At 44.2% G+C, this 23,907-nt stretch carries 22 protein-coding genes; 6 read left to right on the plus strand and 16 right to left on the minus strand.

Annotation, left to right across the window (positions count from 1 at the left end):
• Positions 1 to 8 precede the first annotated feature (8 nt).
• Positions 9 to 1,580 (minus strand): BCCT family transporter, encoded by a 1,572-nt coding sequence (locus tag L9Q40_RS03090; RefSeq protein ID WP_020335534.1) that lies wholly within the window; start codon positions 1,578 to 1,580, stop codon positions 9 to 11.
• 392 nt (positions 1,581 to 1,972) lie between these two features.
• On the opposite strand from L9Q40_RS03090, the gene cosR reads away from it, so the two are divergent.
• Entirely contained in the window at positions 1,973 to 2,461 is a 489-nt protein-coding gene (gene cosR / locus L9Q40_RS03095; RefSeq protein WP_014232364.1) for a MarR family transcriptional regulator CosR, read from the plus strand.
• 37 nt (positions 2,462 to 2,498) lie between these two features.
• Here the strand turns inward: cosR and L9Q40_RS03100 are convergent, their stop codons facing one another.
• The 6 genes from L9Q40_RS03100 to L9Q40_RS03125 all read right to left on the minus strand — a co-directional run bounded on the left by L9Q40_RS03100 (position 2,499) and on the right by L9Q40_RS03125 (position 8,553).
• Positions 2,499 to 3,137 carry a response regulator gene (locus L9Q40_RS03100; RefSeq protein WP_020335536.1) on the minus strand — a complete coding sequence of 213 codons (639 nt, stop codon included), beginning with the start codon at positions 3,135 to 3,137 and terminating at the stop codon, positions 2,499 to 2,501.
• Positions 3,130 to 4,485, minus strand: a complete 1,356-nt coding sequence (locus L9Q40_RS03105) for a cache domain-containing protein (protein WP_118118833.1) — start codon at positions 4,483 to 4,485, stop codon at positions 3,130 to 3,132. The genes L9Q40_RS03100 and L9Q40_RS03105 overlap by 8 nt, the downstream gene beginning before the upstream one ends.
• 97 nt (positions 4,486 to 4,582) lie before the next feature.
• A complete protein-coding gene (locus L9Q40_RS03110) occupies positions 4,583 to 5,869 on the minus strand; it encodes a TRAP transporter large permease (protein WP_014232367.1) in 1,287 nt (428 codons plus the stop codon).
• Positions 5,870 to 5,881: 12 nt separating this feature from the next.
• Positions 5,882 to 6,421: a TRAP transporter small permease subunit gene (locus tag L9Q40_RS03115; protein ID WP_014232368.1), complete on the minus strand. Its 540-nt coding sequence runs from the start codon at positions 6,419 to 6,421 to the stop codon at positions 5,882 to 5,884.
• A gap of 119 nt (positions 6,422 to 6,540) precedes the next feature.
• Positions 6,541 to 7,629 (minus strand): TRAP transporter substrate-binding protein, encoded by a 1,089-nt coding sequence (locus L9Q40_RS03120; protein WP_020335537.1) that lies wholly within the window; start codon positions 7,627 to 7,629, stop codon positions 6,541 to 6,543.
• A 522-nt stretch (positions 7,630 to 8,151) separates the two neighbouring features.
• Positions 8,152 to 8,553, minus strand: a complete 402-nt coding sequence (locus L9Q40_RS03125; protein WP_498791974.1) for a MarR family transcriptional regulator — start codon at positions 8,551 to 8,553, stop codon at positions 8,152 to 8,154.
• A 335-nt stretch (positions 8,554 to 8,888) separates the two neighbouring features.
• Between L9Q40_RS03125 and L9Q40_RS03130 the strand changes: the two genes are divergently transcribed.
• A complete protein-coding gene (locus L9Q40_RS03130; RefSeq protein ID WP_498791976.1) occupies positions 8,889 to 9,569 on the plus strand; it encodes a DUF2982 domain-containing protein in 681 nt (226 codons plus the stop codon).
• Between the two features lie 57 nt (positions 9,570 to 9,626).
• Here the strand turns inward: L9Q40_RS03130 and L9Q40_RS03135 are convergent, their stop codons facing one another.
• From L9Q40_RS03135 to L9Q40_RS03170, 8 genes are all read right to left on the minus strand, one after another.
• Entirely contained in the window at positions 9,627 to 10,283 is a 657-nt protein-coding gene (locus L9Q40_RS03135) for an MBL fold metallo-hydrolase (protein WP_498791978.1), read from the minus strand.
• A gap of 122 nt (positions 10,284 to 10,405) precedes the next feature.
• Positions 10,406 to 10,954 (minus strand): peptidoglycan L,D-endopeptidase MepK, encoded by a 549-nt coding sequence (gene mepK, locus L9Q40_RS03140; RefSeq protein ID WP_065297668.1) that lies wholly within the window; start codon positions 10,952 to 10,954, stop codon positions 10,406 to 10,408.
• Positions 10,955 to 11,126: 172 nt separating this feature from the next.
• Positions 11,127 to 12,689 carry a L,D-transpeptidase family protein gene (locus L9Q40_RS03145; RefSeq protein ID WP_481930591.1) on the minus strand — a complete coding sequence of 521 codons (1,563 nt, stop codon included), beginning with the start codon at positions 12,687 to 12,689 and terminating at the stop codon, positions 11,127 to 11,129.
• Between the two features lie 131 nt (positions 12,690 to 12,820).
• Positions 12,821 to 13,903 carry a DUF1513 domain-containing protein gene (locus L9Q40_RS03150; RefSeq protein WP_498791981.1) on the minus strand — a complete coding sequence of 361 codons (1,083 nt, stop codon included), beginning with the start codon at positions 13,901 to 13,903 and terminating at the stop codon, positions 12,821 to 12,823.
• On the minus strand, positions 13,884 to 14,921 hold the full coding sequence (locus L9Q40_RS03155) for an imelysin family protein (protein ID WP_498791983.1): 1,038 nt from the start codon (positions 14,919 to 14,921) through the stop codon (positions 13,884 to 13,886). Before L9Q40_RS03155 ends, L9Q40_RS03150 begins: the two co-directional genes overlap by 20 nt.
• A gap of 10 nt (positions 14,922 to 14,931) precedes the next feature.
• Entirely contained in the window at positions 14,932 to 16,332 is a 1,401-nt protein-coding gene (locus L9Q40_RS03160; RefSeq protein ID WP_498791984.1) for a di-heme oxidoreductase family protein, read from the minus strand.
• A 93-nt stretch (positions 16,333 to 16,425) separates the two neighbouring features.
• Positions 16,426 to 17,688 carry an imelysin family protein gene (locus tag L9Q40_RS03165; protein ID WP_498791986.1) on the minus strand — a complete coding sequence of 421 codons (1,263 nt, stop codon included), beginning with the start codon at positions 17,686 to 17,688 and terminating at the stop codon, positions 16,426 to 16,428.
• 176 nt (positions 17,689 to 17,864) lie between these two features.
• Entirely contained in the window at positions 17,865 to 18,512 is a 648-nt protein-coding gene (locus L9Q40_RS03170; RefSeq protein ID WP_014232379.1) for a GTP cyclohydrolase II, read from the minus strand.
• A 680-nt stretch (positions 18,513 to 19,192) separates the two neighbouring features.
• On the opposite strand from L9Q40_RS03170, the gene L9Q40_RS03175 reads away from it, so the two are divergent.
• Positions 19,193 to 20,431 carry an ISL3 family transposase gene (locus L9Q40_RS03175; protein ID WP_498791601.1) on the plus strand — a complete coding sequence of 413 codons (1,239 nt, stop codon included), beginning with the start codon at positions 19,193 to 19,195 and terminating at the stop codon, positions 20,429 to 20,431.
• A 243-nt stretch (positions 20,432 to 20,674) separates the two neighbouring features.
• Here L9Q40_RS03175 and L9Q40_RS03180 read toward each other — a convergent pair whose 3' ends face one another.
• Complete coding sequence (locus tag L9Q40_RS03180; RefSeq protein WP_025767088.1) at positions 20,675 to 21,013, minus strand: NfeD family protein; 339 nt, start codon at positions 21,011 to 21,013, stop codon at positions 20,675 to 20,677.
• A gap of 326 nt (positions 21,014 to 21,339) precedes the next feature.
• Between L9Q40_RS03180 and L9Q40_RS03185 the strand changes: the two genes are divergently transcribed.
• From L9Q40_RS03185 to L9Q40_RS03195, 3 genes are all read left to right on the plus strand, one after another.
• Positions 21,340 to 21,717, plus strand: coding sequence for a DUF3316 domain-containing protein (locus L9Q40_RS03185; RefSeq protein WP_025767089.1), 378 nt, complete (start codon positions 21,340 to 21,342; stop codon positions 21,715 to 21,717).
• 104 nt (positions 21,718 to 21,821) lie between these two features.
• Entirely contained in the window at positions 21,822 to 22,514 is a 693-nt protein-coding gene (locus tag L9Q40_RS03190) for a heavy metal response regulator transcription factor (protein WP_025767090.1), read from the plus strand.
• Positions 22,507 to 23,862, plus strand: coding sequence for a heavy metal sensor histidine kinase (locus tag L9Q40_RS03195; RefSeq protein WP_498791990.1), 1,356 nt, complete (start codon positions 22,507 to 22,509; stop codon positions 23,860 to 23,862). The genes L9Q40_RS03190 and L9Q40_RS03195 overlap by 8 nt, the downstream gene beginning before the upstream one ends.
• The last annotated feature ends 45 nt before the right edge of the window (positions 23,863 to 23,907 follow it).

The following is a 23,907-nucleotide window of genomic DNA, read 5'->3' on the forward strand; positions in this document are numbered from 1 at the left end:
TATTCCGACTATTGACGCTCGGTTCTCATACCCATCAATAAGCTCACACACATCGCAAGCAAGATGATAGTGAATGGCAACGCCGTAGAGATGGCACCAGCTTGCAGAGCCTGAACGGCTTCCGAACCACCAATCCAAAGCAGTGCAACCGCAATGGCACCTTCCATCAATGCCCAGAAAATTCGCTGTGGCACTGGTGCGTCAACTTTACCACCTGCCGTGATGCTGTCGATAACCAATGAGCCTGAATCTGAAGAGGTAATAAAGAACACCAAAACCAGAACGATAGCAATAAACGACAAGATATTACCAAATGGCAGTGAATCAAACATTTGGAACATGGCCAGTGACACGTCAGTCAGACCATTAGCCCCTAGATCGCCCACTTTATCAACCACCTGCTCGATAGCCAGACCACCAAATACAGACATCCAAACCACCGTTACTGCGGTTGGAACAAGCAGAACCGCGGTAATGAATTCTCGTACTGTGCGGCCACGGGAAACACGTGCGATAAACATACCTACGAATGGTGACCAAGAAATCCACCAAGCCCAGTAGAATACAGTCCAGCCTTGGAACCACGCTTCGTCAGTACGGCCAAACGGGTTACTCAGTGGAATGATGTTTTCTACGTATGCCATCAATGTGGTTGGAATAGAGCCCAGGCTAGCCGCCCAGCCAATCAAACCAACAAGGATAAGCAGTAAGAAAGCAACAATCATGTTGATGTTACTGATGACTTTCACCCCGCCATCAATACCGCGAACAACCGATACCACTGCAAGTAAAGTCACAACAGTGATTACAATCACCTGCAACCCGATACCAGCCTCGATACCAAACACATGGTGAATACCACTTGCGGCTTGTTGTGCTCCCAGACCCAGCGATGTTGCCAGACCAAATAGTGTTGCCAGTACCGCTAAAATATCAACAATGTGGCCAGCCCAGCCCCACGCACGATCACCCAATAGTGGGTAAAAGATCGAGCGCATCGACAATGGAAGCCCTTTGTTGTAAGCGAAGAAAGCTAAGGAAAGCGCAACAACACCGTAAATGGCCCATGGGTGCAGACCCCAGTGGAACATCGTTGCACCCAACGCCAATCTCGCCGCTTCAGGGGTGTTCGCTTCCACACCTAATGGTGTTTCATACCACCCGGTGAAGTAAGCAACGGGTTCTGCCACACTCCAGAACATAAGACCAATACCCATACCTGCAGCAAACAACATAGCTAACCACGATAGGAACGAGTAATCGGAAACTGCGTCTTTACCGCCGAGGCGGATTTTCCCCATCGGGGACACTATCAGTACCAGGCAGAATATAACGAAAATGTTACCTGAAATAATGAATAGCCAATCAAATGAACCAATGATTTGCCATTTGATTCCATCAAGTACCGTCTTAGCAGTGTGTGCATCTAAAACCAATGCAGCCACAAGAAACAGTGCAATTAAACCCGCACTAATACCAAAAACAGGGTTGTGTACATCAAACCCCCATTTTTGAACGTTATCCTGACCTACCGTATAGTCGGTACTATCGATACTGTACTTATCTATACCCTTTGTCATCGTTCCTCTCTAATTCTTGTAATCTTTACGCACCAAACAATAAAATCATTCGAACACGATACGTTTTAAATTCCGTGAAGGGTCAAGATCCTAACACCTGAGGTGTTTTTGTCTAGAATTTCCATAAAAAATCCACATTTATTACCTTTCAATCAGAGATTTCTGACCAAATAAATGCAACACATTGCATTAATAATTAGACCACAAACAATTGTTGCTATAATAATTTTAGAGCGTAGTGATTCACTTCCATCATGCTGTAAATGGAAATTGGAATCATCAAAGAAGTGCCGGAAGAGAAACGACGGAATTTTTTTACACAGCTCTTTAAATAACAAAGCATTTGAGTTAGTGTCGCCTCGTTAAATGTTCCTACAGACTGGATGAATAAATTGGAAAAGTACGAAGAAGTATTGGTCTCGATTCGTCAGATCATCCGCGCTATTGATTTACACTCTAAAAAGCTGAGTAAAGAGTCTGGTCTGACTGCACCTCAGCTAATTTTAATGCGTGCTATCAACGAGTTAGATAATGTCACTATCAAACAATTGTCTAGCCATACCAATATGAGTCAAGCCACAGCGACCACCATTCTCGATCGATTAGAGCGTAATCAGTTTGTAGAACGTCGCCGTAGCGTTGAAGATAAGCGCAAAGTGCACGCTGTACTGACAGAACAGGGACAAGAAGTATTAAAGCAAGCACCGACGCCGCTACAAGAGCATTTCATTAATCGATTCCAGAAGCTGGAAGAATGGGAACAAACACTGCTACTTTCTTCAGTACAGCGTATTTCGACCATGATGAATGCAGAAGATATTGACGTTGCCCCAATGCTCGAAATTGGTAGCATCACCGGTACCGTTCCTAAAGCTGAGTAATCATTCCCGCCAGTGCTCGCCTGACGCGGGCACTGTGTTATTTGGTAAGTCCTGTCTCAAATGCATATTTGGCTAACTCGGCGGTCGAATGCAGATCTAGCTTGTGCTTAATATTATGACGATGTGTTTCTACTGTTCTGTAACTGATACTCAGTAACGTAGCAATTTTTTTGCTGCTATTCCCCTGCGCAACTAATTTGAGCACCGCTTCTTCTCTGCGACTCAGTGGGTTAGGTCTTTGATTGATTGGCGTAACATCTTGCGTGAACAACGTCTGGGTGACGGACTCACAAAAATAGGTTGAACCCTGATTAACCGTTTTGATCGCCTGAACCATTTTCTCTGCTGAAATCTCTTTCAACATATACCCTACTGCCCCGGCTTGCATCACTTTCATGATGTACTCACGGTTGTCATGCATGGTTAACATCAGAATTCGGCTCTCAGGCACTTCCTCTTTAATGATTCCCGTTGCCTCAATGCCGTTCATTATGGGCATACTGATATCCATAAGGATCACGTCTGGATGAAGATGCTTGGCTACTTCTATTGCTTCCAAGCCGTTACTGGCGGTACCGATGACTTCAATATCCGGCTCCAGCTCCAACCGTGCCATAAAACCATCTAACACCACCTGATGATCATCGACAATCAACACACTAATCGGTTTATCCATAAACACCTTCATCCAAATTTAGCAGCACGGTTATTTCGGTCCCCAGACCGAGTTCACTCATTAGTTCAAATTCACCACCAATAAACTCAACACGCTCCTGCATGTTTCGTAACCCAATCCCTTGACGATGGACCGCTTGGTTGACGACAAATCCAATGCCGTCATCACGTATCAGTAATTGCAGCATATTGCCCATTTTTTGCAAAATCACCGTCACTTTTTTCGCTTTCGCGTGCTTTTCGATGTTGTTCAATGATTCTTGAGCAACGCGATATAAAGTGGTGGCGACTTCCGACGTCAATTTTTGCTGCTGGGTATCAAAATGGCTATCAATATCAATCCCAGAGTGAGAGTGAAAATCCTGTAGTAATGTGGTAAGCGCCGCTTCCAAACCAATATCATCCAGCGCACTTGGCCTCAACTGGTGGGAAATATGCCGGACTTCATTGATGGCGGTAACCAACGAACGTTGAGATTTATCCAAGTGTTGCTTTAGCTTTTCGTCTTCCAAACGATGACTCATCAGATCTAAATGGCATTTGCTAGAGACCAACAGCTGATTAATGCCATCATGAAGCTCGCGCGCCAAATGTTTTTTCTCATCTTCCTGAAACATCACGGTTTTATACGCCAGTTCTTTCAGGTTTTTATCTGCAAGGCGATGTTCGTGCAAGTTAATGGCAAGGGTTAATACGATGATCACGGCAACCGTAACGACCAGAATCACAACGACCGAAAAGAAGGTCGTTTCGATATTTTTATTCACTGCCGCGCGCATGCTGGCCACTTCCTGGCTGACATCCTCTATGTACAGCCCGGTTCCAACCATCCACTCCCACTTCTCTAACCAACCCGCATAACTGAGCTTAGGAACAACCTCACCTGTCGACGGCTTTTGCCATAAGTATTGGTGAAAGCCACCACCCGTTTGCGCTTGATATAACAGCGCCTCAATGAGCCGATCACCGTTCTCATCTTGGAGGCCAAGCAGGTTCTCCCCGACTAAATCAGGTTGTGCTGGATGGACAAGGTTAGTGCCATGTTTATCGTAAGCAAAGAAATACCCATCAGACCCATAGGTTAAGTGGTTTAAAATCGCTTTTACACGAGCTTTGGCAACGTCTTCTTCAATCGTTGTGTCGTTATAGATGTGAATGATGGCGTCAAAAGCAACATCGACGGTATCCTTTAGCGCCGCTTCTTTTGACTGAATGAGGTTTTGGTGGAAAAGCTCCACTTCTCGCTGACCAAGGGTCTTGGCTTGGTAGATAGAAATCCAACTGATACTGGCTGACACCAATACCACAGGTATCAGTGTCAGCAGAATTAACTTTGCTTTGAGAGGCATCCCTTCCCTCCATGAAACGCTGCTCCAAGCGTCAACGCATAAGCAGCTTAACAACTTGTTTCAAAAGGTGGAAACTCTCAGGTCACAAAATCTCCTTTTAGCCCATTCCGTAAAAGCCAGGGAAGAATAGAAGCGATGCAAGCACGGCTATCTGAATAGCGATAAACGGCATCACGCCCTTATAAATATCACGCGTTGTTACCCCTGCTGGCGCCACCCCTTTCAAGTAGAACAAACTGAAACCAAATGGTGGCGTTAGGAAAGAGGTTTGTAGGTTCATCGCTACCAGAATCGCAAACCACGTCATATTAATGCCTAGCATCTCTGCAACTGGGGCGAGGATTGGAACGATGATGAAACAGATTTCGACGAAGTCGATGAAGAAGCCCAGAATCAAAATGACAAGCATGGTGATGATGAGGAAGCCCCATTTTTCACCTGGAATACTCAACATCCACTCTTCGACTAAGTAATCACCACCAGTGTACGTAAATGCCATGGAGAATGCGGTCGCACCAAGCAATATCGCAAATACCATCGCGGTGACTTTTACCGTCTCTTTTGAAGCATCATAAACCATCGACCAGCTGAACTGCTTGTACAACACAGCGAGTACGATCGCACCAGCACCACCCAATGCCGCCGATTCTGTCGGCGTGGCAACACCTGCGAAAATAGAACCTAATACCACGATGATTAAGGCCAGAGGTGGCAGAACCGCTTTGAGCGCGCTAATGACTTCTTCTTTTCGGCTGACAGACTCATCTCGCTCGATAGGCTGAGCGGCTTGCGGGTTCAACTTTGCATACACCAGAATGTAGATCACGTACGCCACAACCAGTGTGATTCCCGGCCATACCGCTGCTTGGAAAAGATCACCAACAGGTACACCTAATACGTCCCCTAGTAGGATCAAAACAATCGATGGAGGGATAATTTGCCCCAGCGTACCTGAAGCACAGATGGTGCCGCACGCCAGACCTTTGTCATAGTTGTACTTGAGCATCACAGGCAGGGAAATAAGCCCCATTGCCACAACAGAAGCGCCAACAACACCGGTAGATGCAGCAAGTAACGCCCCTACTAGTACAGTAGAAATGGCGATACCACCACGAACGCCACCGAACAGACGCCCCATTGACTCTAGTAGCTGTTCTGCAAGCTTGGTTTTCTGTAAAACCAGCCCCATGAACACAAATAACGGCACAGCCATTAGTACCGTGTTTTGCATAATCGATTGAATTCGATATGGCATAAAGGCAAACATTTCAATGCCTTCTGCCCAAACACCAAAAATAAGTGCGATACCACCGAAGGTAAACGCAACGGGGAAACCCAGAAGTAGCGCAAATAAGGCTACAAAAAACATGACTATACCGATCATAATAACTTCCTTTTACGACTTACCGTTATTACCGGCATAGATAAGATGAGGGTTAACAATTTTATTGATAGAGTGCAGCAACAAACCAATCCCACTCACTGCCATAAAAAAGAATGATAATGGGATCATTGCCTTAATGATCCAACGATAAGGCAAACCACCTGGGTCTCCAGAAGTCTCCCCTAGTGCATAACTTTCTTTAGCAAAGTCGATACCGAACCAGGCGACCAATAAGCAAAAAGGAAGCAGGAAAAATAACGTGCCTATTATGTCGATAATGGATTGCGCTTTATAAGATAAACGCTCGTAGAAAATGTCGACTCGAACATGCCCACCAGCTTTGATGGCGTATGGTACACCCAGCAAAAATACTGAGGCAAAGAGGTGCCATTCCATTTCCTGAAAGGCGATAGAAACATCGTTGAACACGTATCGCATAACAACGTCGTATACCACATTTAGTAGCAGTAAGATGAAGAGGATGCTGGACAACCACCCCAAAAAATCACTGAAGCGGTTAAACATCCGCTCAATATAAATAAGGCTTCTCATTCCTGACTCCGTGGAACGTATGGTTGAGCTCCGCTAAGTGGCGGAGCATTTTATTATGAGTTTTTTCTTGGGCTTCACTCGCTGCCCAAACCAATTGGCTTGGGCAGCATACTGACGTATTAGTCAGCTTGGCTGTTTAGATAAGCACGTTGTGAGATATCAGTCCATTGACGAACTTGCTCCATGTAGGCAGCTTGAGACTCTTGAATCTCTTTCGCCAAGGCATCTTCTTCCGCGTGTTTCTTCAGAAGGCGATCATTCGCTTCTTTCATTGCTGCCATGACTTCTGGCGGGAAGTCCTTCACTTCTACGTTCGGGTACTCTGACTTGATCGTCGCCCAGTTCTTACCACTTTCGTGTTTAGACTGCGTGTACATATCGTAAGCTGCAGTTTTCATTGCCACTTTTAAGATCGCTTTAAGATCATCAGGCAGTTTTTCCCAAGTACGCTTGTTGACCAGGAACTGAAGCTCTGTCGCTGGCTCATGCCAACCTGTGTAGTAGTAAGGCGCAATTTTGTGGAAACCCATGCGAAGGTCTAGCGAAGGACCAACCCACTCAAGTGCATCAATGGTGCGACGCTCAAGGGACGTGTACAGTTCACCCGGTGCGATATTGGTTGGCTTAGCGCCCAGTTCAGCCAAAATTTCTCCAGCAAAACCAGGGATACGCATTTTCAGACCTTGAAGGTCATCCAGTGTTTTAATTTCTTTTTGAAACCAACCACCCATTTGAGTATCTGTGTTACCACCAGGGAACGACATCAGGTTGTGAGGAGCGTACACTTTGTCCATCAACTCCATGCCACCGCCATAGTAGAACCAAGCGTACTGCTCTGTAGGTAACATACCGAAAGGCATAGAAGAAAAGTAAAGTGTGTTTGGCACTTTCCCTTTCCAGTAGTAAGACGCCGAATGGCCCATGTCGTATTGACCTGATTTCACCATGTCAAACACACCAAAAGGTGCTTTGTGCTTGTTTGCTGAGTCAATACGAATTTGCAGACGGCCGTTTGACATTTCTTCTGCCATTTTAGCCATATTTTTCGTGGTATCGCCGAAGATAGGAAAGTTAGGTCCCCATGTTTCTGCAAGTTTCAGGCGGTAGACTTTTTCCGCAGCATTAGCAGAAGTTGCAGCGAAGGCCATCGCGGCAACCACAGCAGTAGTTTTCAGCACTCTTTTAAGAGATTTTTGGATCAAACTCATCGTTCACGTCCTTTGTCACCAAGGTTATTGTTATCATCCATTTCACAAGGATTTGTATTACACCAAGTAACGAACAATGTGCTTGTCTAAAGTTGACTCTTAAAATAGCGCAGCATCATTTGAGTTACAGGGCGTAACTTGATGCTAAAGATGTATCAATAACGTTGATTCTGAAATGGGCAGGAACACGCAATTTTTACTGCCCACTACTCATACATTAGCCATTGGTAGTACGCATTTATACGTAGGAGATTAACCCAATTAAAATTTCATGCCTAAATTAAACAGTTAGTTAGGAAGAGATTAAAAATATCGAAAATAGAAAACCACGTAAGTAGTAACTTTCCAAAAAATTTACAAAGTATTTAAAGAATTGTGACATTTGCCATTTTGACGTCGCTAGACTTGCCAAAGAAGGAGCAGAAACACGGAGTGACGGGACGTTAGGTCGCTCAAAAAAATACCCCGACAATAGTCGAGGTATTAGAGAGCTGTATCTTAATAAGATTGAGGATTTAAAAACTAAATCGCTTTGTAGATAACTTTGTTACCTGCCAATTGCTCTTTTTGAACCAGGTTTTCTTCAAGAAGCTTCTTCAGAGCGCCAGTTGCCCATGATGCCGCTTTAGTGTCTTCTTGACCTGCAGCAAGGCCGATGCCTTTAGGGTTAATACCGTCCGCATTTGCGACAACAATATCTAGCACTTGTTGCTGTTTTGGAGTTAGCGCAACTTCTACTGTTTTCACTACAGCTACTTTCTTCTCAGCTACTACTTTCTCGGCAACAGCTTTCTCAGTAACAGAAGGTGCTGCTTTCTCAGCAACAGGCTTCGCTGCTTTTTGTACTGCAGCAATGTTTGCTACTGTCGCTTTAATGCGCTTTTGCAATTTCATTTGCACTTTACGCTTATGAGCAAGTCTCATTGAATATGTCTCCAGTTCACTGCATATCAGCAGGGATGAAAATTTGAAGCGCGTTTTATACCAAAATTCACAAGCAATTTGTAGGTTTTAGCGCCGAAACGCGATGAAAAATGCGCTCAAAACGCAGAGCGTCTAGAATTTATACAGGTAATTTGTGAACTGTTTTATTGAATACTGGGTATAAAAACAGAGGTTTTTTATCCACCAAATGCATTTTGTTTCACACCAAACAAATGAAGTAATCGCACCGCAAATAGCCTAGAAGCACAGTTAAATTAGATCGTGATTAACGGGAAAGCATTTGGGTATTTTGTTGACTCTATGAGGTTAAATGCATGGAAACGCTACATCTCACAAATTCACATTTTAAACCCGGTTCTATTCTTACCCGAATAACCTTGTTGGTTGTCGCTTTAATAACTTTGTTTCTTGTGTTGATATCACCTGGATGGAAGCAAGCGATATTGTCTGTAGTATTAATGGCGGTTATTGTCGGCTTTGCAGTTATGATGATTAAGAAAAGCCAAGTCTCATTTACGCTAACCGCAACCCACTTTCAACAACACCTTTTTAAGGGTGGTTGGGTTGTTCGCTGGTGCAATATTGAATCGATAGGTATTTGTAGCTATCAACAAGACGGATGGTACCAGCCACTGCCCTGGATTGGCGTACGGTTAAAACACTACTCTCCTTACTTGGATGCGATTTGCCCTCGCATCGCGACAGAAATCCTCCTAAGCCAACGTGCGCTTCTGTATTTAGGAGCACGACAAAATCGATGTGAAGAAAAATTCGAAGATATGGTGCTCGATCCAAGGCCATACCTGAGCAGTCAGGGAAAGCAATACGATGGCTTGCTTGCGATGCTTGCAAACAGAATGAAATATCAGCGAGATTTTTATGGCTACGACGTGTTTATCTCTGCCAGTGATTTGGATAGAGAAGCCGAAGATTTTGTCGGGTTAACTCGGCGGTATTTAGCTGCCGCCGAGCCAGACTTACTCGAGACAAAATAACTTTGTTCTGCCCGAGTCAGTCATTCAATTACCCGTTATTTTCCGAGTCAGAACTCGCTAGTAAAGCGGCATCTCATCGGCGACAAATGGGTTGGTTTTACGTTCATGACCAAAGGTAGATTGTGGGCCGTGGCCTGGAATGAAGGTCACATCGTTACCCAGTGGCCAAAGCTTCTCTTTGATCGACGTGATTAAGGTATTGAAATCACCTTGAGGGAAGTCTGTACGACCGATACTGCCGTTAAACAGGACATCACCAACAAATGCTACGCGAGCTTCTTCGCTATAAAGCACAACGTGCCCTGGTGTATGACCCGGAGTGTGGATCACCTTCAGCACTTGGTTACCAAATGTGACAGTGTCACTCTCGTCAAGCCATTGATCAGGTTCAAATGCTTCAGTTAGCGGGAAGCCAAACATTTTGCTCTGCCCTTCTAAGCCTTGTAACCAGAAATTGTCCGCTTTATGAGGTCCAACAATTTCCTTTCCACCAAGTAAAGCCGCTAATGGTTGAGTACCACCAACGTGGTCCAAATGTCCATGCGTCAATACCAATTGAACAACATCAACGCCTAACTCTTTGATTAACACAGCAAGCTGCTTCTCATCACCGCCCGGGTCTACCACGATGCCTTTCATCGTTTCATCACACCAGACAATAGAACAGTTTTGAGAAAAAGCTGTCACCGGGACAATTTGGTATTTAAGAGCCATGGATAACCTATCACCACATAAATTTTATTAAGACTTCCGCAACTATGACACTAAGCCTAAATGACTTCAAGACTTGTGAAAACCTTGCGCGTCAAGACTTTCAGGGTGACTTGCAACCTCACCTACCAGGAGCGAACCGCACCAGTGTCAATATGAACGAAGTTACTGCCCGGGTAGTAGCCAACACCACCAGCTTTCAGGCTTAAAGCAGCGTCACGTACAGTAGACAACTTTACGCCGTCTAAACGAAAGTCGATGGCTTTACCTTCCATGTGAAGGCTTTTCTTTGCCACACCAGAAGAGCTGTTACGCAATGAAGAGTTCGTCTTTGGTGAACGATAGCCAGAGATCACAATGACTTCTGACTCCGTACCAATAAGCTTTTGAATTTGGCTTATCTGATCAAACAAACGTCGATCCATAGGGAAGGTTTCATTACGTCTGTGATCGCGACAGAACTCATCTAACCTTTCAAGCTCACTTTTTACGTAGCCACTTCCATCAAAGTAGCACGTTTCCAATTGCTCACCAGTATTCAGGTTATTCATCGCTAGTACGCGAGGTTCATCAGGCAATGAAGCCCATGAGAGAGTTGGCATTGCAGACGCCAATACAACACCACCAGCGGTCATTTTAAGAAAATCACGACGGGAAAAATTACGACTTACCATATAGAAATACTGCTCAAAAACTACACGAAAGGCGGACATTAACCAAACTGGTGCATTTCGTCAAACTCACAAGTCAGGCTGGAATGTCCTAATACACTATTTTGGATGGATTACTGGTTGAACGACAAGTAAATTTTCTGCAATGTAAATTTACTTAAAGTTTTGTATGCCGCTAGCCTTGATTATCGTAAGAATAAATATCATCACGGTAATACAGCGTACCTTCTTCTAACCACGCAGTTTGGTAGATGATGTGAACCGCAATACGCTCGCCTAAAGGAACCGACGTATTAGAACGACGGGCACTTTCGCGTTTTTTCGCGAAACGCTCTTCCAGCCCCTGCGTTTTGAAAAGCAGTTCAGCTAATTGATCGGCATTTTCCACGCGAACACAACCAGAACTGAATGCGCGACGATCTTGCTCAAACAAGTTTTTACTTGGCGTATCGTGTAAATAAATGGCCTGCGGGTTTGGCATGTTGAACTTATACAAGCCCAACGCATTTTGTGAACCGGATGCCTGACGCATTCGGTATGGGAAAGTTCGAGGATTAACCGTCGCCCAATTGATAGTGGTAGGATCGATGATCTCTCGTGAAGTCCAAGATCGAATGATTTGAATGTTATTGTGAATCAAATACATTGGGTTGCTTTTTACTTTAGGAATGATGTCTTTGACCATGATCTTCCATGGCACATTCCATGTTGGATTCAAAATAACCGAATCCATATTGACCGTCATTATCGGCGTCTTTCTTGAACTCTTACCAACCACGACTTTCGACTCAAACAATGGCTGTCCATCATGCCAGTATGTAACTTGATACCCTGGCACATTGACGAATACGACATTATCACGCTCTTTCGCCCATATTCTTGAGCGCTCAGCATTTAAAGCAAGCAAATGCAGCCTCTGCTTAGGAGAAAAGTTAATCCAACGTATCGTATTTGGCCCGATAACGCCGTCCTGCTTCAAACCATGAATACGCTGAAATTCTTTGACTGCCAGTTCAAGGTTCTCATCATATCGCGCCGAATTTGGGTCAACATAGCTGACATCCACGCCCACTATCGCAAGGCGCTCTGCCAAAGAGGCCTTATTGGTTATTGGATCGCCAAGACGAAGCAAGCCTTGTTGCTCGTATAAAGGGTATTGGTATTGCGCGTGCTCAGATAAGGCTGAAAAAGCCGAGTTGAAATCTCGATCCATTTGCAGCGGAGAACGCAAACTGGACAAAAACTGATCCAGCTTACCAACAGTCAGCTCATTGCTAAGAACCGATAATGTATCGATACTCGGCGGAGGAAGATCAACTTGCGTTTTATTGGCAAATAGCCAGTTAACCCCTTCGTGAGGCAACTGCTCCAGGTAACTTAAATACATCAACAATGAATCTGTCATCACCAAATCAAAGTCGAGGTTGTCACCTTGCCATTTGATCTGGTTGATTCGATGCAACTGGTTATCGAACTCTTTAGTGACGTCTGCAAGCGCGACAACATTCAGCTGAAAGATGAACTGTTCAACGTCACTTTCATTCTGCCAGTTCAAACGGTAGTTTGTGCTCTGGTACAATTGCTCCACCACAGATGGATAGTGGATCATTTTTTCAATTGAGAGCTGCTTAACCGCTCCCTCTTGCTCCACTTGTGAAGTATCGTCAAGAGAAACTGCGGTAGAAAAGCTGCAAAACGGCACTAAAAGTGCCGTCATTATTAGAACCCTAGCAAACACTGATACAACCCTTACCTACTTGCCTTATTAGAAAGTATGGCAAATATCTCACAGGTTGCTGCTTTAAAAATAAGAACGGGACAATATTTTTTCCGATAAGTTTCACATAAAACTATCAATAAGGTTGTTTTTCACACAATTCTAGACCAATGATTGTCCCACTGTATACCTGTTGAAAATGTATTCTTAAATTCTATTGGCTGTTGCTCCACAACTTTGCCTGCACCAGAGCTGATGCGGAACTCATCCCCATAGATCACAACACCCGATGCATCGGGTAACGCGTTCAACTCAACCAACTTGCCCGTCGCTTTGGACCAAATACCATAGCAGCTTCCCGGAGGAGAAGTGGCTAATATCCACTCATCAGTCGCCGCAATGCTGGCAACGTAATGATTGAAACGCGCCCATTCTTCAGGTTCAGCCTCAAGCTCCAGCATTTTTTCACCTCGAGTGTGCATCGCGATAAGAGCCGGGTATTCATCTGGCTCACCCCGATATTGCTGGCCGCATAGCACTGTCTCTGAGCCATCATGCGCAAGATGACGAATGCTCAGCTTGTGATCGGGCAGAGAAACTTGATCGAGCAACTCACCATCTTGAGACAGGTAGCTCAGACTTGGGGTCATGGAATCGAGGTTTAGAGGCTCTCTTCCATTAGTATGCACACCGCCAACACCGATCGCTAATGCACCATCGGGCATCATGATGACTTCATGTGGTCCGATACCAAAGCCTGACAGCTCATCCATCTTTTGATACTGCTTGCGCACATCGTAAACGCCAATAATACCTCGGCTTGTGCCCCTTTCACCTTCTGTCGCAAACAGATAGTTCCCATCGTGGGAATACACGCCGTGACCATAGAAGTGACGATTTGCTTTTGCCGTGTGCAGCTTTATCGCTTGCCCATTCCGATAGTCAAATACCATGAAGAAGGTACCCGGCCGACGACCAAACACCGTCGCATGACCGTGTTGGTTGATAGCAACACCATGACCACGTTCTGGAATTGGCAATTTGGAAATCGGCATCCCATGTTCATCGGCAACAACTGCTGCATATTTGTCACGGCCAATGATTGAACATCCTATTAACGCTGGCGTTCGCGGAGTCGTACTAGCACAACCAAAAGGCAGTAATGGGGCTGCCGCTCCAAATAGAGCGGCTTTAAGCAATGTGCGTCTTGTTTGATCAGTCACCATCGGTAGCATTAAATCCTATAACCACGCCGAGTTCGATTGCTACCTCTTCATGAATGAGGTACTTCAATTGCTCTAACTTGTTGTATTGCGCCAACACCATGCGGTAACCATCTACGGTTTGTAGTGCCTCAAATAGGCTCTTCTCTTCAGGCCAGGTTTCAAGTGTCATGTCAAACTGACGCGAAACTCGATCGGCGAGTTCCAACTTGCCCTGTTCGCGTAAAAGAGCGTCTAAGCCATCGCCATTGGCCAAGTATAAAGCTTGCATGCTTTGCACGTTTGCTTTCAAATTCGCGAGTGAAGTGCCTGAACGCCAAGACTCAGAAAAGTAAGGTCTAGGGTGACCAATTTTCGCCATCGGGCGGCTCAACTTTTTCATGCTGTATTCAAGCTGGTTGGACAGTAGCGAAATATATTCCGACTCCCACTCCGTCTTTTTCATTGCTTTCCACGGGTTCTCGGCCCAAGCGTTCGCAATCAAGTCGGCTTTAGCGTTGAGGTTTTGAGAAATTGATACCGCTGTGGAACAGGTATTGCTGTTTGTTTCCAGTGTCGAACCACTATCGTAAAGTAACCACTCAAGTGCCCCCAAGCCTTGTACCGTCACGCTCTGCGTGGAGATCTGTTGTGCACTCCAGACTTGATCCGATTTGGTCAGTGCCGACATTTTTCGTCCGGTGGTATTCTTTTTATCTGGCCAGAATTGCACATTCCAGCTTTGCTCCAACGCACTCGCAGGCCCGCGCTCCTGTCCTTGTAGAGCCATCCATGCGCGCATGGTTTCATGCCATTGTTGTTTTACTGAAGATGGGTCTTTATCCCCTGATGCACAAAAATCATTAAAAGCACGTTCTAATGATGCGCTCTGTTCTAAAAAGGTATGAGCAGATTGATACTCGATTTCATACACACTTTGCGAAATATGGCTCGTTTTCTCTGCCTGATCATCGGCTGAACTCAATGTCGATTGGCAACCCGTCAGACTCAGCGCAGTAACAACGGCACACACTAATAGTTTTTTATTCACATTCGATTCCTTATAACGAGTCCAGGAAAGCTACCAGCGCTTCACGCTCGCTCTTGCTTAACGCTAATACGTTCTGTTTTGAAGCTTCTGCTTCGCCACCGTGCCAAAGTACTGCTTCCATAACGTTACGTGCACGTCCATCGTGCAAATAGTAGGTATGACCATTAACTTCTTCGGTGTAACCAAGCCCCCAAAGAGGTGGGGTACGCCATTCACGACCATTCGCCAGATATTCAGGTCGGTGGTCTGCCAAACCTTCGCCCATATCGTGTAACAGTAGATCGGTATATGGGTGTATTTCTTGTTCTGAAAGCGCAGGTAAACCAGCTCGTTTAGCGGTTTTAACGTTAGTTTTATGGCAGCTTTCACAACCTGATGAAGCAAAAATTTTCTGACCTAGTTGCACTTGCGGGTCTTCAAAATTACGACGAATTGGCACGGCCAGGTGCTGACTGTAAAACTCCACGAAGTCGAGAATATTCTGGCTAACTTCTGGATCACCACCATTTGGCAGCTCATTACATATTGTCTGCTTTGAGGTACAGTTTTCATTTGGGAACAAATGACTTGTGAGGCCAACATCACCATTAAAGGCGGCTGCATTCTGCTGCATCAATGTTGGTTGACCCGCTTTCCAGCCGAAACGACCGAGCGCGAAGTCACCTTTTTCAATGTCCCAAACTTTGTTTACCTTCCCAGAAATACCATCTTTGTTAGTGTCGTTTTCGTCCGCCCAAGCAAGTAGAGTGTCGTCCGGAATGCTTTCCAGCAGCCCCAAACCTATCATTGGTGGCGCAACACGCGCAGAAAATTGGGTATCCGGGTGCATGTCTCCATAACCCAGATCAGTAATCTTTAGCGTTGGTTTTCTTAACGTTACCATTGTGCCATCGTTGAATTGCACCGGAACATCGCTATAGGTAATCGAAATTTTACCTTCGGGAGTTTGGTTCTGTAGGGCAAAATCTTGTAACTGGCCACCATAAGTTGGCTCTGGAATACCACCATCAATGATGAACGCTTTTTTTTGCTCTGGCGTTTCAGCTGGAATGCTCAAACGTACTAACATAGAAACGGCGTGGATATCCCCTTCTTCAGGTGGATGACCTCGGCCATCTTTGATATGGCAGTTTTGACAACCATTGGTATTGAATAGTGGTCCGAGTCCATCTCGCGCTTCTGTAGTCGCTGGCGCTTGTACCCAAGGGTTTCTAAAAAAGCTATTCCCGACACTAAAGTCCAGTCGTTTACTCATCGGTAAATTTGCCGCAGGAAGGGAATAAGCATTCGCACCGTCTTTTTTAACACTGGTTTTTCCGCCAGAACGCACTTCATAGGCAGTTACAGACGTAGAAAATGCAGCAGTAAAAAGTAGCGCTAAATGGGAGTAATTTAGGGATGATGGCTTCATATCATTGCTCTTAAATGAATTGATAACAGCGAGCGCAAACAGCAAAGGGCTCAGTCGGTAAAATGAGCCCTTGATTGGTTATTATATTTTTTATTAGAACTCGTGGTCTGCTGTATCTGGGCTTAGGCTTTCAATGCCAATGATATTTGCAGCACGTTCAATTGCACCCGTTTGAGCCACCAACGACATGATGGTTTCGTTCACTAACGCGTTACCTTGAACGTTATCAGCAGCAATCAGTTGGTCGAAGTGTTGGTTTTTCTTCTCGGCAGAATTCACCAACTCACCTACTTGACTACGAGTGTCATCAAACTGCTTTTGAATCTCTTTCGCCGCTTGCTCATCTTGTTGTGCAACCAGGTCAGCAATACTTGGACCAGTCAGTAACGTACCGTCTTGGCGCTTATAAAGCCCCATGTACACGTTGTAGATACCCTGCTCGTTGTAGTAGTGAGAGTTGTGCGTGTTATCAGAGAAACAATCGTGCTCATCTTCTGTTGAGTTCGCTTCTAACGCCACTTTCATACGCTCACCGGCCAGTTCACCAAGAGACAGCGAGCCCATACCAAACATCATTTTGCGCAGGCCATTCTCTGCTGAATCTGCCAGTAGTTCCTGACGGTAATTGTCTTTCACATCCGCAGACCACTGTTTCTCCATCCATTCAAGATCCTGAACCAATAGATCAGCTGCCGCTTTCAGGTATTCACCACGACGGTCACAGTTGCCATTGGTACAAGCAGAACCGACAACAAAGTCCGTGTAAGCACGTTGACCTGCGCCAGCATTTGTTCCGTTAAGGTCCTGTCCCCAAAGTAGGAATTCAATCGCGTGATAGCCAGAAGCAACATTCGCCTCAGAACCACCCACTTCATTCAGATCGGCAATCAGTTCAGGTGTGATTTTTGATACGTCTAGTGTCGTTGCACCAATAGTCAGACTTTTGTTAGCCACGATGTTTGCCGCAGCGCCTTCGTTACCAAGTTCATATTGGTAATCCGTAGCGACGTAGTCGATTAAGCCTTCATCCAACGGCCAAGCGTTAAGTTGACCTTCCCAATCATCGACGATCGCGTTACCAAAGCGGAATACTTCAGACTGTTGATATGGTACGCGAGAATCAAGCCATGCTTGTTTAACCTCTTCTAGCTTTTTCGCTGAAGGGGCTTTGAGGAATTCATCAATTTTCACGTCTAGCGCTTTAGCCGTGTTTAATGAATCTGCGAATACAGCATGTGCGACGTCTGCATAATGTTCGACAACGCCTTGTTTGGTTACTTGAGCAGCAACCGCAGTACCACTGGAAATAAGAAGTGAAGCAGCAATAGCTTGAACTAATACTGTTTTTGCATTCATTAGAAGCATCCTTGTTGAGCAAATTGTTTTTTGTATTCGAAGTGCTAATTATTCTTATTTGCACTTTTAGTCACGAGATAATACAAATTTACAATTTTTTTGCAACTTAAGATGAAAAAAAAGCCTCATCAATGTGAGGCTTTTAACATGACTTGTTAACAGTTCTGTTTTTAAGGCTAAACCTTGAGATTGTGTTTGCCGTGAGAGACTTTTGCTTTGAGGTAATTCTCGTTACCATCTTTGACGTGAGCAGAAGTGTTTACAACTTCAACAATTTCGACCCCGTACTCGGCGAGCTCGCGGATTTTTTTAGGATTATTCGTCACAAGGCGGATCTTGCTAACACCTAAAGCTTGCAACATTTGAGCTGCTTCAGTGAAGTCACGCAGATCATCATCAAACCCTAAGTGGTTATTCGCCTCGTAGGTGTTCATACCCTGACTTTGTAGTCGGTAAGCATCAATCTTGTTGTACAGGCCAATACCTCGACCTTCCTGACGTAAGTACAGAATAATACCGCCCGATTCTCCCATACGTTGAATCGTTTCTTCTAATTGCTCACCACAGTCACAACGAGAGGAGTGAAAAACATCGCCGGTCAGACACTCAGAATGCATACGCACCAGTGGCGTTTCCTGAACTTGGTCTGCTTGTTTAAAGATAACTGCTACATGCTCTTTATCCGTCTTCAAACCACGGAAAGACAGGATTTCAGCATCAATATTACTCTTAGCCCCGACTTTAAAATCTACTCTGGCACGTACTTCAGCCATATCTACACTCACTCGATTTATTTCTTGATGCACTTTCGTTATTACATTCATGGGATGAACTCATGCTCTTCAACTATGGGGATTGATACCACATTTTTCAATGCATAGATCACTATATCTTAGATCTTTTCCTCTCAACGATACATGACGATGGATGACCTCCGTCACGTTGACGAAGTGTTATAATATAACATTTCCATCAAACTACAATCAAAAGTACCCTTAACATAAAATTAGATAAAAAAGTTAGAAATCCCTTTACAGACAAGGGCTACACAAAAAATATCTAACTTTTCACTCTAAAATCTAACTTTTTGAATTTATCTTACATATAAATGGAAAAAATTAGATCGGTTAAATTTGTAACTATGCTTAAAATTTTATCTAAGTTTTTCCATTTGGAAAGTTGTTCTGTGAGTCTAACTTGGTTCACTTTTGAACCGATGTCTGAGGTCAAACTATGTGTGAGATCAAACTAGGACACCAGCGAACAGAGCGATCTAGGTTTTCGCTATAGAATTTGAGTTGGTCGCTCAACTACAGGCACATCTTGCTCCGCAAGAGCACGGAATAAATTGTGGACAATTGCAAGTTACGATCTTAGGAGCACTTCTACTCTTCGGATTACTCCTAGGGCTCTTCTCCGCTTTCATGAGTCAAACAACATCAATGAACCTATCATAATCACATGATTTATAATGCTTATTTTTATTATAAGTTTGTAGTGTATTTTGTCGTCTTTGTATTCCTCGTTGTTTTGCTTTAAAGGTCAGTGTGTCGAATCTTGTTCAATAGAAGAAGTGTCCCAATCAGTTTTCGTTCGTTGCCGTCGAGACCGAAGATATAAGGTCAAAGATCCAATCACAGGTGCAACCTGCACCGTAGACCACTATGTCAAAAGACGACTTCAGGATCTGCCTGTTAGCGGACGGCCATGCACGATAGAAGTTGAACTGGCTAAAACCAGAGATAAAGACGGAAGACGGCTAATTGAAGATACTGACTATGTCTCTAAAGGAGGTCGCTATACCGCTCGCTTTTGCAAGTTTATCAGTGGATTATGCCGCCACATGAGCATACATGCCGTGTCTCAGCATTTAGGTATTCGGTGGGAAACAGTCAAAAACATCGATAGAGAATACTTGCGTTCAAGCCTGCCAGCTTTAGAACCCGAGAAACTAAAGAACTTACTCCACATTGGCGTTGATGAAGTAGCTAGAGCTAAACGACACGATTATATGACCGTCGTTTACGACCTTGTTTCTGGTCATTTAATTTGGGTAGAACATGGACGAAAAGCAGAAGTCCTTATCTCATTTTTCGAGCAACTATCAGAGGAAACAAAGGCTGGAATTAAAGCGGTATCAATGGATATGGGGCAAGCTTACCAATCAGCGGTAAGAAAAATGTTACCTCATGCAGACATCGTTTTTGACCGATTCCATGTGATGCAAAACTACTGCATTTTAATCAGAAAAGAGAGAGCGAAAGCTTTTAGGATTGGCTCGCACGATGAGAAAAGGATGCTTAAAGGCACACTCTTCCTCCTACTGAAAAATGCACAGAAATTGGATGACAAGCAGTCTGACAGACTCGACGATTTACTTGAGAGTAACAAGACGTTGTGCGTGATTTATATGCTAAAAGAGCAGCTACAAGCGATATGGGATGAGCCTTGTTACGAGACCATGACAGCCGCTCTTGAAGCTTGGTGCCGTCTAGCAAAGTCAACTCGGATAATGTCACTAAGCAGCTTTGCAGACTCAATATTAGAAAGAAAAGTAGGTATCTGTAACTACGCAAAATACAAGCTGACCAACGCTCGGGTTGAGGCTGGCAATGTATCTATAGGGTTACTCAGACGAAGAGCCAGAGGAGTAAGAGATACAGATTATTTTAAGTTGAAGATCAGACAAACATCGGTTCCTGATACCCACTCAACTTTTTACCCAAATATCAAGCTCACCTAAGCGGAGAAGAACCGTACATGTATTGCAAAAACACAGCCTGAAGCAAAGACAGCGTTTATCGCTAGCTCACTTTGGGGCAAAAGCAAGTTTAAGACAAGAAATTAACAGATAAGCGGTTGACATAAATACGTAAGCCAATAGTAGAAATGGTTTTTATCACCTTTTGGGTTTCAGTGGTAAAAACTCTAAATCAGGAGGAATCAATAAACGTATTTCTGGACGTTACATTTGGCAATGTATCACTCAACTCTTACTACGTTTAATGTCCAGCGTATTTCCATGAACCGAACAAACCTCGACATGCTCGCCTGATTGTAACTGCTCATCAGAAAGCGCATTCCAATATTCATTGTTTAAACGAACCTTATATAACCCGTTCTTTATGCCGACTATTGTCCCCACTTGGTGAAGAAGAGCTTCAGCCCCCGTAACAACGGGTAAATGCATCGCGCGATAGGCAAGCCAATAGATGATCACAGAAATCGTAAAAATCAGGCCATAGACTGGAATCGCGATGGATAAAGGAGCCAACCAAAAAATTGGCAGTACTAATAAAGGAAGAGCGAGTAAAACATGACACATAATGGATTGGCTCGATTGGTACTTTATATAATTATAGTTCGCAATCAGCGGGCTTTATATCAGGTTCCGGGGCAATAGATCTCTGCATCAAACAGAAAACTCTTACAATACTCTTGTACAATTGGACGCGCTATACTCTCTATTTGATTGAATCTAATCAAATTTGCTTCCAGTCTTTAAGCCCCCTATATAACAAATCCCGTTGTCCCTGCTCATGATTAAAAACTTACCTTTCATGACAAAAAAGTCACTTTACTGAAAGGGTGGTGTCAGAGGCGATATTCAATAATGTCAACACTGAAAACAAGCACTCAAAGGATAAAAACATGAACACAATCAAAACGGCTCTTTTCGTTACTGTTATGACAATTACCAGCGCGTCAGCATTGGCGCAACCTCTATACGCGGCGGGCAACTACGTTAGCCGTGAAGAGATGAAAACGATTTATGTCGCACCAACGTCATCGTCGGATGAAGCTTATCAACAAGCGTTATCCGAACTTAATACTCTTAAATCGTTGCCAGCGAGCGAACTGAACAAAGAGCTCAATATTTTGACCTTCAATGTGAAATCACGAAGCACTCACTTGAAAGACGGTGGTTTCGTCACGGTACAAGAGCGCATGAATGAAAATGGTCAACTGGAGTACCTGGGTAAGGTGAACGTCAAAGTGCATTATGTAGAACGTCGTGATAATCAATAATGTCATGTCAATGGAAAAGAGTATACTGTGGCTCACATCATGCTCTTTTTTATCTATTTATACTGAGCGTTTACCCATCCCGCTAATGCCATAGGTAAGTTAACTTGAAGATACTGATCGTCGAAGATGAACATAAAGCCGGAGAATATCTACAAAAGGGGTTGATTGAGTCTGGGTATGTAGTGGACTTAGTGCACGACGGTGTCGATGGGCTCTACCACGCGACCAGTGAAGAGTATGATCTGATTCTCCTCGATATTATGTTGCCAAAACTCGACGGTTGGCAGGTACTTAATACATTGCGTAGTAGCGGGATTCACACGCCAGTGATTATGCTGACAGCAAAAGAACAAGTAGAAGATCGTGTACGTGGCTTCGAGCTAGGCGCTAATGATTATGTGGTAAAACCTTATGCGTTCGCTGAACTAATGGCACGAATTCAAAATGTATTTCGTCATCATACTGCAGCGCAGGTGGTCGCTTCGCCCCAAATATTACGCGTAGCGGATTTGGAGCTGGATATGATCAAACGGGTTGCCACGCGAGCAGGACACTCTATCCCTCTTACTGCCAAAGAATATGCCTTATTAGAACTGATGATGCGAAAAACTGGACAAGTGCTTTCTCGCACCACGATTGCCTCGTTAGTCTGGGATATGAATTTTGACAGTGATACCAATGTCATTGATGTGGCGGTCAAACGCCTGCGCAGTAAAGTGGATAAACCTTTCGATAAACCAATGATTCACACAATTAGAGGAATGGGCTACAAATTAGAAGATATCCCCGATGCCTAAACTTTCACTCCCTTTATCTATGAAAAACAGGCTCGTGCTGATGTTCATTGGTATGACGCTTGTCACCTATTTTTCTTTGGCTTTCATTCTCCACTATGCGATAGAACGCCACTTTTACACTCAAGATTTCAACTATATCTCCAGTAGGTTTAATGCCATTGATAAGGATTTAGAAAAGTCGCCAGAATCAATATTTAAACAGTCAAACAGTACCCCACTCTACATGTGGGTGTTTAAAGGCAAAAACGCTATCTATCAAAACTCAAGCCTAACGATTCCTCAAGTTCGGGCCTATACCCTCAGCTCGCCACAAATTTTAAACAACGACCGGGCGATAGAATGGAGCGAAGATTCGCTTAATATTCGTGCCTTTGCATTTCAGACGGGCGATTATGTGGTAGTGCTTGGTATGAGTATTAATCACCACTTTTTATTTTTAGACAAGTTGAATTGGATTCTATTCTGGTTACTTGGCTTTGCATTTTTATTCTCTTCTGTATTTAGCAGCTTTATCGTAAAGCGAGGGCTTCAACCGCTCGTTGGACTTAATAAGCACATTCAGCAAGTTTCGCTAGAACAGATGGGGATCCGTATCGATCCTGATTCTTTGCCAACAGAACTGCGAGACTTGGCAAACAAGCACAATGCAATGCTCGATCGATTACAGATGGGGTTTCGTCGGTTAAGCGAGTTTTCTTCGGATATTGCCCATGAATTAAAAACGCCACTTACCAATATTACGACGCAAAACCAGGTTATTTTGCGAGCCTGCCGATCACCAGAAGAGTATCAGGATGCGATAGCCTCAACGTTGGAAGAGCTCTATCGCATCACTAAGACCATCAATGATTTGCTGTACATCGCGAAAGCAGAAAACAAGCTAATCCATCGCAATGACGAAGTGTTCGCAGTGCATGAGGAACTTGCTCGCCTAGTGGAGTATTTTGAGATACTCGCTGATGATGCCGAAGTGCAGATAGTAAGCTCTGGTAAAGGGCGACTTTACATGGATAAGAATATGTTTGAGCGAGCCGTGGGCAATTTGCTTTCTAATGCCATTCGCCATGCTTATGCTCATTCGACGATCATTATTAAAGTACAAGAAGTCGGCAAACACTTAACAATATCAGTCAGTAACCAGGGTGACGAGATTCCTAAGCAAAGCTTACCGTATATTTTCGATCGTTTTTATCGGGCAGATAAATCACGCCAAAATCTGGGGAGCATTGGCGCTGGATTAGGCTTATCCATCACTCAATCAATTGTGCACGCCTATGATGGTGAGATAAATGTAAAGTCTAAAGGCCAACACACGACCTTCCAAATCACCTTGCGCTCCGCGAGTTAGTTATGTCTCATGGCAAAAACAATCCGGCCAGTAGTATGTAAGTGG

This window comes from Allocatenococcus thiocycli, assembly GCF_921292965.1.
GTDB classification, from domain to species: domain Bacteria; phylum Pseudomonadota; class Gammaproteobacteria; order Enterobacterales; family Vibrionaceae; genus Vibrio; species Vibrio natriegens.